The organism is Sphingobacterium chungjuense (assembly GCF_011316935.1).
Taxonomy (GTDB): domain Bacteria; phylum Bacteroidota; class Bacteroidia; order Sphingobacteriales; family Sphingobacteriaceae; genus Sphingobacterium; species Sphingobacterium chungjuense.
This window is the reverse complement of sequence record NZ_WLYS01000006.1, coordinates 174,185-186,163: the sequence shown is the minus strand read 5'-3', so window position 1 is coordinate 186,163 and position 11,979 is coordinate 174,185. Positions and strand designations below refer to the sequence as shown.

Below are 11,979 nucleotides of genomic sequence, written 5' to 3'. Positions count from 1 at the left end.
TCCGAACAGAGTAGTTAAGCCCGCCAGAGCCGATGGTATTGCCGTAACAGGTGGGAGAGTAGGTCGGTGCCTAATTTTATACCAAAGCCCTTGCAACAACTTTGCAAGGGCTTTTTTGTGTTTAATAGTTTTTTTCGCGCAAAGGCCTTCCGCTTTAGTAAGTACATCTAGCTGCGCGCTGTATTCTGGATAGCGCCTGTATAGCTTTACCAAGCTCTTACCTGTAGTATACCATTTGTAGGTAGCAATACCCGAATAAAGTGGATTCTTAGTACACTAACCGTGAATCAAACGCCAAGCAATGGTGAAGGAGACGTGAAGTAATGGTGAATTAAAAAGCACACATTAAACAAAAGAATGTTACGGGAGTGTGAGCTCTGTATGGCAGATAGGTCAATGACAATTTCTTGCAATAGAAAGGTATGATTAGCCAGAGACCAGATCTTCTCGCACTGTATAGAGTTTATAAAGGCAAACTAGACCGTTAAAAAAGAAAGCAAACTTTTAAAGTTTGCTTTCTTTTTTAACGGTTCTTTTTACACGTATGGCGGGTTTTAAAGCCAATTTTGCTTCGTGCTGTCGTTCCAGATACTGGATGATTTCAGCGGCGATGTCTTTTCCAGTAGCCGTTTCGATGCCTTCCAAACCTGGCGAAGAATTTACTTCCAGAATGAGTGGTCCACGATCGGACGCCAGCATATCTACGCCCGCTACGGTTAGTCCCATCGCTTTGGCAGCAGAGATTGCCGTTTCTCTTTCTTTACGCGTCAACTTGATGATTTCCGCACTGCCACCACGGTGTAAGTTTGAGCGGAATTCGCCTTCTTTCGCCGTCCGCTTCATGGCGCCAACCACTTTCCCGTCTACCACAAAAGCACGTATATCCGATCCTTTCGATTCTTTGATGTACTCTTGGATCAGAATGTTATTTCCTAATCCGTAGAATGCTTCGATCACTGAAGAAGCCGCTTTTTTGGTTTCGGCCAATACCACACCAATTCCTTGCGTTCCTTCCAATAATTTGATCACTAGTGGCGCACCGCCTACCATACTAATCAAATCGTCTACATCCGAAGCAGTGCGCGCAAAACCCGTAATAGGAAGTCCTAAACCAGCTCCCGAAAGGATTTGCATACAGCGCAGTTTGTCTCTAGAGCGTGTAATCGCTTGGCTTGGGTTGGCTGACAACACGTCCATCACTTCAAATTGGCGTACAATCGCCGATCCGTAGAAAGTAACCGAAGAACCGATACGCGGTACGATCGCATCGATACCGGCAATGTCTTGTCCTTTATAATGTATGCTAGGCTTGTCTTGCTGTATACCGACATAGCATTTGCTATGGTCGATTACCACACATTCGTGACCGCGTGCCTGAGCGGATTCTACCAGACGTCTGGTAGAATACAAATTCTTATTTGTTGATAAAATGGCAATTTTCAAAATGTAGTTTTTTATGAAAACAAAGAATGAGTGGATAAGTTTTAGCGCAAATTTTGCCCTAGATTTCTTTTTGATACATCCACCAAAAACTTTCCAGCAATAAAGTTCCTGCCCAACAGCATCGGGTAGGTCATGGCAGAACGATCTCTAAAGGAAAGCTTGATGTCGTATAGTTCGTTGAATATTTTAATTTTAGTTCTAAAAATATGGCGTGTTTCCGATTGTCCAAAAGAGCTTTTGACGGTACGTTCTCGGTGTACTGGAAATCTAATCTCCATCATATCATCTGAGTCGTCGGATGCCGCAATATGCGCTACGATATACAAGTGTCCATCTTCTTCGAGCACTTCCATATCTTCACAGTGTACTACCGAAGTTTCTGCCCCCGTATCAATTTTCGCAGGAAGATTGTAGAGTCCCAACTCCGGCAAGTCTATAATCTCCGTCCGGCCTATGATCTTTTTCTCTTTTACCATACGCTATTTTAGGATACCTTAATGGTATACAAATTCGCCATAAGGCGACTGAATAGTTACTTGTTTTTTGTCGGCAGCTTCTACACGTCCGATGATCTGTGCATCGATATCAAAAGATTTAGATATCGCAATAATATCAGCAGCCAACTCCTGTGGAACATACAGTTCCATACGGTGACCCATGTTGAAGACTTTATACATTTCTTGCCAATCCGTGCCCGATTCTTTCTGAATCAATTCAAAAAGTGGTGGGATTGGGAATAAGTTATCTTTAATCACGTGTACATTATCTACGAAGTGTAGTACTTTCGTTTGTGCACCCCCAGAACAATGCACCATCCCGTGGATTTGAGCACGGTGCTGATCTAATATCTTTTTGATCACTGGCGCATACGTCCGTGTTGGCGACAACACCAATTGTCCGGCCGTTACCTCTTGACCATCACCAATGGCAACTTTGTCGGTTAACGAACGACTGCCACTAAATACTAAATCGTAAGGAACAGCTGGGTCAAAGCTTTCCGCATATTTCTCTGCAATTGACTTATTAAACACATCATGGCGTGCTGAAGTCAATCCGTTGGATCCCATGCCACCGTTATAAGCTGATTCGTAGCTTGCTTTCCCGTAGGACGCCAAACCAACGATTACGTCGCCTGCTTGGATGGTGTGATTTGAAATCACATCAGCGCGTTTCATACGACAAGTCACTGTGCTATCCACGATGATTGTACGTACGATATCGCCTACATCAGCCGTTTCGCCACCGGTAGAATAAATTCCGATGCCCATCTCTCGTAATTCTGCCAAAATCTCTTCTGTACCATTGATGATTTCAGCAATCACTTCACCCGGAATCAGGTTTTTGTTACGACCGATCGTCGATGAAAGCAAGATATTATCCGTTGCGCCTACGCACAACAAATCATCCAAATTCATGATGATGGCATCTTGCGCAATGCCGCGCCATACCGATGCATCGCCAGTCTCTTTCCAATACACATACGCCAACGAAGATTTAGTACCTGCGCCATCTGCATGCATGATATTGCACCAGTCTGCATCACCGCCCAAGATATCAGGGATGATTTTGCAGAAAGCCTGCGGATAGAGTCCTTTATCAATGTTTTTGATCGCATTGTGTACGTCCTCTTTTCCGGCCGAGACACCTCGTTGATTGTATTTTAAGTCTGACATGTTAGCGCAAAAATAGGGAATTGGAAAGGAAAAAGTGAAATACCGTGTCACTAAATACGGTACTAAGCAAAAATCCCTTCCTGTTGAAGGAAGGGATTTGTATTTATCTACTAAAAATGATCCTTAGTGTTTGAAATGACGCACACCGGTGATCACCATCGCTAGGCCTTTTTCGTTTGCCATATCGATAGATAGTTGATCTTTGATCGAACCGCCCGGCTGTAATACCGCTGCAACACCATTTTCACCAGCAATCTCCACACAATCTGGGAATGGGAAGAAAGCATCCGATGCCATCGCGCTGTCTTTGATGTCAAAGCCAAAAGCTTTTGCTTTTTCGATCGCTTGTTTCAAGGCATCTACACGAGAAGTTTGGCCTACGCCAGAAGCGATCAAGGTATTGTCTTTCGCGAATACAATGGTATTTGATTTCGTATGTTTCACGATTTTGTTCGCGAAGTATAGATCCGCCAATTGCGCTTCGGTTGGTTGTCTTTCCGTTACCGTCGTCATCAAGTCTGGACCTTCTACGGTGTTATCTTTATCTTGTAAGATGACCCCGTTTAACAAGGTCTTGAATTGTTGCTCCGGTAATTTTACCTCATTACGCTTCAAAATGATACGATTTTTCTTGGCTGTTAAGATCTCCAAGGCGTCTTGATCATACGCTGGTGCGATCAATACTTCGAAAAACAATTGATTGATTTCTGTTGCCGTTGCTGCGTCAACGGTAGCGTTAGTAATGAGTACACCACCAAAAGCAGAAACTGGATCGCAAGCCAATGCCGCCGTCCACGCTTCTTTTACCGTTGGGCGAGAAGCTACACCACAAGCATTCGTGTGTTTTAAGATCGCAAATGTAGGATCTTCGAATTCATCGATAATCGCCACCGCCGCATCTACATCTACCAAATTATTGTAAGAAAGCTCTTTACCATTTAATTTGTCGAACATCTTGTCCAAATCACCGTAGAAGACACCTTGTTGATGTGGATTTTCACCGTAGCGAAGTACCTGACTTTGTTGTGCCGATTGTTTGAATACCGGAAGTGGATCTTCTTGGTTGAAATAATTGAAAATCGCAGTATCGTAATGCGACGAGGTATTGAAAGCGCGCTTCGCGAATGATTTACGCTGTTCCAAAGTGGTTACACCAGCTTGTGCAGCTAGGATTTCTTCCAATTCTTTGTAGTCATTCTTCGAAGAGATGATTACCACGTCGTTGAAGTTCTTTGCGGCAGCGCGAATCAAAGAAATACCACCAATATCAATCTTTTCGATGATATCTTCTTCCGAAGCACCAGATGCTAGTGTTTCTTCAAATGGATACAAATCCACGATCACCAAGTCAATTTCAGGAATTTCATACTGTTCCAACTGCTCTTTGTCGCTCTCCAATGGACGACGAGAAAGAATTCCGCCGAATACTTTTGGATGCAAAGTCTTTACGCGACCACCTAGAATAGATGGATATGAAGTCAGGTCTTCTACGCGTTCTACACCAATACCTAGATCTTTAATAAAAGATTCGGTACCACCTGTAGAATAGAAGGTAACTCCATATTTGTTCAATAATTCAATAAGAGGGGCCAATCCGTCTTTGTAATAAACGGAAACCAAGGCATTTTTAATCTTTACGGCGTGGTTCATTATCTTCTGCTTATGAAGCCGCAAAGGTAGCAATAAATGAACTATTTAGTTGTATTTCTTGAGCAAGTTTTCGATTACTTTGGGATAATGTAGGTGCTCTAGTTGCTGTCCTTTAAATTTGATGATCTCCAAGGTGTCGCCCGCATCCACCGCAAAACGACCTTGGTAAATGACTTCACCTTCATCAAAATGCTCGTTGACAAAGTGAATGGTGATACCATGCTCCTTTTCGCCAGCGGCGAGGACGGCTTTGTGCACGCGGTCTCCATACATGCCTTTACCGCCAAACTTTGGCAAAAGAGCTGGGTGTATGTTGATGATTTTGTTGGGGAATGCCTGCAACAAATTTTCAGGCACTAATAATAGAAAACCGGCTAGTACGACCATATCTACTTCCAACCGTTTTAATAGATCGACGATTTCATTAGTTTGATAGAATACCGTTTTATCAAAAATGTGCGAAGGGATCTCAAAATTATCCGCACGTTGTAAAACGTAGGCATCTGGATTGTTACTTAACACAATGGCTACCTCAGCGAGGTCCGAATATTTGAAATGTTCCATGATTTTTTGAGCATTGGAACCTGATCCTGAAGCAAAGATAGCGATACGTTTTTTCACAAATAATGATTGTTGATAGTGTCAGTAGCCTTTTTACACCCAAATATAACACATTTTCGACCTAAAAGCCTTATATGAAATATTAATAAACCATTATGTTGTGGAAAAAGAATGTTTTATAAAAGTTATTTTTTGAATCCAGATACATATATAATCCGAAAAACTATTTAGATTACATCATATAGCATACTACAGTATTCAACTTATGATTGCAAATTTCCTGAGGAACTATTACGTACACATCTTTGTGTGGTTTATGATATTTACACTGCCGTTTGTAAATTATCTGTACGAACCGGAGAAGATGCGGGATTTTGATCCCTATCTGCTCAAATCTCATTCATTGAATGTATTTTTTCTATGCTCCAGTTTCTATCTACTTAGCAAATACGTCGCTCCTAAATTTTTCTTTCATCAGCGCGCCAAATTTATCTTGTTTACGATAGCGGGCTTGCTGTGTTATATCGCCATCAATTACCTCCTGATAGTCAATAATCCAAATGGTGATTTTGCAAAAATGGAACGCGAGGATCTGGTGGTTGTCCGGTTGTTTGTTGGCCCCAGTATTATTTATTTTTTGTGTGTCATCATTGGCAATATGCTGTTCTTCTATAATGAACAAGACCGACAAAAAGAGCTCAATAAGCAGATTCAATTGCAGAAAACCACTGCGGAGCTTAATTTGCTGAAACTTCAGATTAGCCCACATTTCCTATTCAACACGCTCAACAATATCCGTTGGCAAGTGCGCAAACAACCGCTCGAATCCGAAGATTCTATCTTTAAACTGTCGGAAATATTGCGGTATATTCTATATGATGTAGGCGATAATAAAGTAGAGCTACACATGGAGATTCAGCACATCAAAAATTTTATGGAGTTACAAAAACTCCGCTTCCCCGTAGAAGGTAGGGTGGAGCTATCTGTGGCGCCAGAACTTCAGAATCATTTGATTCATCCGCTGCTGTTTATCCATTTTATAGAGAACGCCTTCAAATTTGGCGTGGATAGTGAAACGCCACCGGATATTTATTTTCGTTTCGAAACCACGCCTGAAGGGATTATCTTTCAGTCTAGGAACAAAGTTTTAATCGAAGCTAGTAGAGAAGATAATACAGGCATTGGGCTTAGCAATGTCAAACGGCGATTGGAACTGCTATATCCGGATAAACATGAACTAGTGATCTCGAAGGAGAATGGTTTTTTCAACGTATCACTTCATATCACATGCCATGGTAATTAAATGTATTTTAATAGACGACGAGCCGTTTGCATTGAACCTGTTGGAAGATGATTTGTCTATGTTTCCAAATGTCGAAGTGTTAGCCAAGTTCACCAGCACGTTACCCGTTCGGGAATATCTGCGAAACCACGAGATAGATCTGATATTTACTGATATCCAGATGCCCGAGATCTTAGGTACGCAGTTTATCAGGAGTTTGGAAAATATTCCTTTAGTCGTATTTACCACGGCTTACCATCAATACGCCGTCGAGGGTTTTGAATTAAATGTAGTCGATTACCTCACCAAGCCGATTCGTAGAGAACGATTAGGTGTGGCATTGGATAAGGTTTCTGCGCGATTAGAATTGGCAAAAAACAGTACTCAAAGCCCAATCAGTGATTATTTTACCGTTAATGTAGAATATCAAAAAGTCAAGATATTGGTGGACGACGTCAGCCATGTCGAAGGGCTGAAAGATTATGTAAAGATTCATCTGGTGAATCGCGCACAGCCACTCCTGACGCGGATGAATTTACGTGGCATGGCCGAGGTACTATCCAAATTTTCTTTTCTACGGATTCACAATTCTTACATTGTGAATACCAGCAAGATTTCTGCTATTCACACCAGCAAATTATTCCTCGGAGCGGTGTCTTTGCCTATCGGCAAAAAATACGCAGAAGCCATTCGGAAGTTCAATTCCTGATAAGATACGGGATTCATGAGGGTGCAAATGTCTACAGATTGCGGTCGTTTGTCTACAGATAGTTGTGGAATAACGGGAGGAAGCCAATCTTTGTGCATATTTCTAATCTACTACTTGGTAGATCTCAGAAATATGAGAGATACTACGACATCACATGAAAAAACTTCTATCCGTCTTTGTACTAACATGTACCCTGTACGCGGCATACGCCCAAAATCCATTTGCCAATAAACCTGGTGGAAAGCCAGAAGGTACATTGACTGGAAAAATCCAGAACGATACCGATGAATCTTTAGCACAAATCTCGGTCGTACTGCTCAAAGTTATCGATGATAGCACGAGTGGCACGAGAAAAGAGACCTTAGTGCATGCTACTGTGTCCAATTCTTCCGGCGTCTTCAAGTTTGAGAATGTGCCGTTGACGGAAAAGCTCAAGGTAAAAATCAGTGCGATCGGCTATTCTACTGTAGAAATGCCAGTGCAATACGAAATGCCTAAGCGCGACAGCCTTGCTGGCCCACCAACAGGAAAACCAGATGCTGCCACAATCGCCAAGATGATGGCAGCTTTCAATAAAGATCTTGGCACGATTACTTTACTAGGCGATGCAACCGATATCGCTGCAGTATCCGTAACAGGGCGCAAGCGATTGCTAGAGATCGATATGGAGAAAAAAGTATTCAATGTCGAGAAAAACATCGTTTCGGCCGGCGGTACAGCTATTGATGTGTTGAGAAATATGCCATCCATTCAAGTGGATATCGATGGCAATATAAAACTGAGAAATGCATCACCCACTATTTTTGTAGATGGTAGACCAACGACTTTGACACTCGACCAGATTCCGGCCGACGTGATTGAAAAAGTAGAAATTATCACCAATCCTTCTGCCAAATACGATGCTTCTGGTAGTATGGCCGGCATTCTCAATATTATCCTCAAGAAAAATAAGAAAACAGGCTACAACGGGATGGTCAATGCCGGTGTAGATCGCTTAGGCGGATCCAATTTTATGGGTAGTTTCAATGCCAGGCAGGGTAAATTAAACCTTTCCCTAACGGCGATGAACATGCGTATCCGCACGAATACCGAAGGAAATAGCGATCGTTCGAGCGTAGTAGATGGCTTGAGTTCGCAAGTGATGCAAGACATCGATAGCAAGACCAAGGGCATGATTACGTTTGGAAGGTTAGGAGTGGATTACGACCTGACCGACAAAACCACGCTTTCATTAGCGGGTATTATAGCTGGCGGAAGTTTCAAGCCAGTAGAGAACACGCGTATTACCAATTTATCTGCCGGCATATCATCCGTAAGCGACCGAATGGCGGAAACAGAAAGAAGTTTCAAACCGCGCGGAATTCAGGCAGGTGTGATACACAAATTTGCGACAGAAGGCGAGGAGCTGACCGCCGACTTCAATTATTTTGGCGGACAAAATGAGCTGGATGGTTTGTACACCACCAACTACCTCAATGCGGCCGGTCAAATCGGAGGCACGCAAATACAACGAAACTTTGGAAATGGTGATAATGAAAATATTACCTTTCAGATTGACTACGTCAAACCATTTGCTAATGGTATGAAATTGGAAACTGGCGCTCGCGCTCAGATCAACAACGTAGCAAACAATAACCAAAACTTGTTGCGTCGCGTTGGCGAGACCGACTTTGAAAACATCGAAGCTGCTTCGGCCAATTATGATAGCAAGAACAGTGTATATGCGGCCTACGCATCTCTTGGCGGCCAAGTGAAAGATCTATTTTCGTACAAAGCAGGACTAAGAGTTGAAAGCTCTGCCTACGATGGTCGCTTAATCAATACGGGAGAGACATTTAGCAACCGTTTTCCATTGAATCTTTTTCCTTCCTTATTTTTAAGCAAAAAGCTGTCGGACAAAGATCAGATTCAGATCAGCGGAACGCGCAGGGTCAATCGTCCGAACTTCTTTCAACTGATTCCATTCGTAGATTATACCGATAGTTTGAATATTACCCGTGGTAATGCCGATCTAGTGCCCGAGTTCACGAACTCTGGAGAATTGAGCTATAGCCGAAGCAGTAATAAAAGCACTTTTATCGCTACTGTTTATTACAAGCACACCAGTAACTTGATTACGCGCTTCTTAGCACAGGAAACGAATCCTATTACGGGCAATCTAGACTTTATCAATACCTATATCAATGCCAATTCTGGACAGAATTATGGGGCAGAGTTTACCTATACGACCAATCTAAAACCTTGGTGGGATTTGACAGCCGATTTGAACTTTTACAATTCCAAAATCACCGTTAGCGATGGCGTGAATGCACAAGATCCATTGTGGACCGTGTTTGGTAAATTGAATAACAACTTCAACCTGAAAAAGCATTGGAATATCCAGTTGGCCTTCGAATACCAAGGCAAGACCAATATGCCAGTGAGCCAAGGGCAAAGCTTTGGTCCTCCATCTCTAGCGCAGAGCTCATCCCAAGGTTTTATCGAGCCATACTATGGTCTGGATCTAGCGATCAAGAAGAGTTTCTTGAAAAATGAGGTGGCTTCTCTTACTTTATCAGCTAATGATATCTTGGCAACAAGAGGCAACACGATTATATCCTACGGAGAAGGTTTTTCTCAAAGTTATTACCGCTTGTCCAATCCACGTATGATCAAGCTGAACTTCTCGTACAGATTTGGAAAAATGGACATGAACCTATTTAAGAGAAATAGAAATGCCAACCCGATGGGTGATATACAGATGCAATAATACAACAATTAATATCCTGCTCGTCTAGCTCCTAATTGGTAGCGGAGATGATCATGACGCCTGAAGCTCTACGCTTCAGGCGTTGTTTGTTTTGGGACTTTACGTCATCAAACCCTAATTTTAAAAATTATGAAATCTTCACTTCTATTCTTGCTAATCTCGATTTAAAGAGCCAAGTTGCAGCCTCTTTTGTCCCAAAAGATTTCAGCAAGTCGGCTGCCCTTGCCAATTTTATAGATAGTTTTGATTATTGGATCATCATCCCAGCGGTATCTCCTCAAAGCAAGCTGTAAATCAAAAGAGCACGAAGTAAACACGATATGATTACAAGCACTGGTCGAGTTGCAGCACAGCTTCCTGGCCGTTGATAGGTATCGTAAACGAAAATATAGAGCCCTCGCCCAAAGTGCTTTTTACCCAAATCTGGCCACCATGTCTTTGAATGATTTCCTTGCAAATATATAGTCCAATGCCGAATCCAGATACATTCTCCGTGGTTTTAGAATCCACGCGATAAAATCTATCAAATACCTGAGGAATAGCTTCTCCGTCTAATCCCATACCCTGATCTATAACATGTACGACCAAAACATTGTCGGTTAACTCACATTTAATCAGTATATCGCTATTTACCGGAGAATATTTAACCGCATTGCTTACCAAGTTATTTAAGACTTGTTGGATTTTATCGCGATCCGCATACACAACGATCTCCGGCACGTTGCCTATGTGTACATAATGCGTACTCACCGTCGAATGAGATTCGTGTGCTACGTCTTCAATAAGCTTTTTAAAATCAAACTTTTCGCTTTGTATATCTAATTTTCCAGATTCTAATCTAGATACGTTGAGGAATCCATTAATAAGCTTAGACATGCGGTTCATCTGTATATTAGTCTTGCCGAGCAATTCCTGAATTAGGGTTTCCAAGTTATTGTCTAATTTCCGCTGTATAATCTGTATGTAAGCCTGTATAACCGTTAGAGGAGTCTTCAGCTCATGGCTCACCATAGTGATGAAATCATTTTTGCGCTGCTCATCATTTTTCTCTTCCGTGATATCCATGACCAAACCAAATAATTTTAAAGGCTTGCCGGTGGAGTCATGATGCACCTTCGCCCTTACCCTAATCCATCTGAGCTCACCCGAAATAAGATGTGTGATAGAATACGTGCTATCCACCGAATCACCCTTATCAATAGCATCTGAAAATGCCTTGTTGACCATCTGGTGATATTCTGGATTTACAGCCTCAAGTAGTGTCTCCCAAGTTACCTCAATGTCTTCGGGGATTCCGAAGAAAAAGCGACTTTTATTACTTAGTGTGACCTCTCCACTCACAAAGTTTATCCCACAATGCCCCATGTTACCCGCTTCGAAAGCGGATTGTAAATTGTCTTGGCTTTCTAATAGTTGAGTATTGAGATTGCTTAGTAGCTCATTAGATTTTGCGAGCTCAATTATTGGGTCGTAGGTAGGGTTGAATAGTGATTGTCTCGATTCTCTATCACCACTTTGCAATGGTAATAAGGAAATTTTGATCCATTTGCTTCCTTCCACTTCCGACGGTATTCTTTCGTATTGGACATGGATTTTTTTATCTGATACATTGTGACGATTGGAGGGGTCGTCTATCATTCGCTTTATAATGGAATGATGAACCATAATCTCATTAATCAACTCATTATTTAGTGCCCAAAAATCACCTAACACCTCTCTACAGTCCTTCGCTACGAGGTCAACTGTCGGTTTTTTTAAGATGATAGTAGATAAATTATTTGCAAACTTAATTAACAGCGTCGCTGCATCAAAAATGATAATAGCATCGTCGCCTGCTTCAATTTGAGAAAATAAATCGTGCGTAGAGAAATCTTTCATGGGATTATACAGTGGATAAATGTAAACATAATCT

General features: G+C 42.0%; 10 protein-coding genes. 4 read left to right on the top strand and 6 right to left on the bottom strand.

Going from position 1 to position 11,979, the window contains the following annotated elements:
• Positions 1-504: 504 nt before the first annotated feature.
• The 5 genes from rimK to purN form a co-directional block, all read right to left on the bottom strand.
• A complete protein-coding gene (gene rimK / locus GKO22_RS14510; RefSeq protein ID WP_166336251.1) occupies positions 505-1,443 on the bottom strand; it encodes a 30S ribosomal protein S6--L-glutamate ligase in 939 nt (312 codons plus the stop codon).
• Positions 1,444-1,484: 41 nt separating this feature from the next.
• On the bottom strand, positions 1,485-1,919 hold the full coding sequence (locus GKO22_RS14505; protein ID WP_166336250.1) for an ATP-dependent zinc protease family protein: 435 nt from the start codon (positions 1,917-1,919) through the stop codon (positions 1,485-1,487).
• A gap of 18 nt (positions 1,920-1,937) precedes the next feature.
• Positions 1,938-3,116: an AIR synthase related protein gene (locus GKO22_RS14500; RefSeq protein ID WP_166336249.1), complete on the bottom strand. Its 1,179-nt coding sequence runs from the start codon at positions 3,114-3,116 to the stop codon at positions 1,938-1,940.
• Between the two features lie 123 nt (positions 3,117-3,239).
• Entirely contained in the window at positions 3,240-4,766 is a 1,527-nt protein-coding gene (purH, locus tag GKO22_RS14495) for a bifunctional phosphoribosylaminoimidazolecarboxamide formyltransferase/IMP cyclohydrolase (protein WP_166336248.1), read from the bottom strand.
• Between the two features lie 45 nt (positions 4,767-4,811).
• On the bottom strand, positions 4,812-5,387 hold the full coding sequence (gene purN, locus GKO22_RS14490) for a phosphoribosylglycinamide formyltransferase (protein ID WP_166336247.1): 576 nt from the start codon (positions 5,385-5,387) through the stop codon (positions 4,812-4,814).
• A gap of 256 nt (positions 5,388-5,643) precedes the next feature.
• Here purN and GKO22_RS14485 point away from each other — a divergent pair, with 256 nt between their 5' ends.
• The 4 genes from GKO22_RS14485 (at position 5,644) to GKO22_RS14470 (ending at position 10,360) form a co-directional block, all read left to right on the top strand.
• Positions 5,644-6,630: a sensor histidine kinase gene (locus tag GKO22_RS14485; RefSeq protein WP_166336246.1), complete on the top strand. Its 987-nt coding sequence runs from the start codon at positions 5,644-5,646 to the stop codon at positions 6,628-6,630.
• Complete coding sequence (locus tag GKO22_RS14480; RefSeq protein ID WP_166336245.1) at positions 6,620-7,318, top strand: LytR/AlgR family response regulator transcription factor; 699 nt, start codon at positions 6,620-6,622, stop codon at positions 7,316-7,318. Before GKO22_RS14485 ends, GKO22_RS14480 begins: the two co-directional genes overlap by 11 nt.
• 154 nt (positions 7,319-7,472) lie before the next feature.
• On the top strand, positions 7,473-10,067 hold the full coding sequence (locus tag GKO22_RS14475; RefSeq protein ID WP_166336244.1) for an outer membrane beta-barrel family protein: 2,595 nt from the start codon (positions 7,473-7,475) through the stop codon (positions 10,065-10,067).
• Between the two features lie 47 nt (positions 10,068-10,114).
• Positions 10,115-10,360: a hypothetical protein gene (locus GKO22_RS14470; RefSeq protein WP_166336243.1), complete on the top strand. Its 246-nt coding sequence runs from the start codon at positions 10,115-10,117 to the stop codon at positions 10,358-10,360.
• Positions 10,361-10,391: 31 nt separating this feature from the next.
• On the opposite strand, the gene GKO22_RS14465 is transcribed toward GKO22_RS14470, so the two are convergent.
• Entirely contained in the window at positions 10,392-11,945 is a 1,554-nt protein-coding gene (locus GKO22_RS14465; RefSeq protein WP_166336242.1) for a sensor histidine kinase, read from the bottom strand.
• Positions 11,946-11,979: the final 34 nt, after the last annotated feature.

Excerpts from the sequence above, each read along its gene's own strand:
- GKO22_RS14505 (WP_166336250.1), bottom strand. The coding sequence starts at position 1,919 with ATGGTAAAAGAGAAAAAGATCATAGGCCGGACGGAGATTATAGACTTG.
- GKO22_RS14500 (WP_166336249.1), bottom strand. The coding sequence starts at position 3,116 with ATGTCAGACTTAAAATACAATCAACGAGGTGTCTCGGCCGGAAAAGAG.
- purH (WP_166336248.1), bottom strand. The coding sequence starts at position 4,766 with ATGAACCACGCCGTAAAGATTAAAAATGCCTTGGTTTCCGTTTATTAC.
- GKO22_RS14485 (WP_166336246.1), top strand. The coding sequence starts at position 5,644 with ATGATATTTACACTGCCGTTTGTAAATTATCTGTACGAACCGGAGAAG.
- GKO22_RS14480 (WP_166336245.1), top strand. The coding sequence starts at position 6,620 with ATGGTAATTAAATGTATTTTAATAGACGACGAGCCGTTTGCATTGAAC.
- GKO22_RS14475 (WP_166336244.1), top strand. The coding sequence starts at position 7,473 with ATGAAAAAACTTCTATCCGTCTTTGTACTAACATGTACCCTGTACGCG.
- GKO22_RS14470 (WP_166336243.1), top strand. The coding sequence starts at position 10,115 with ATGATCATGACGCCTGAAGCTCTACGCTTCAGGCGTTGTTTGTTTTGG.
- GKO22_RS14465 (WP_166336242.1), bottom strand. The coding sequence starts at position 11,945 with ATGAAAGATTTCTCTACGCACGATTTATTTTCTCAAATTGAAGCAGGC.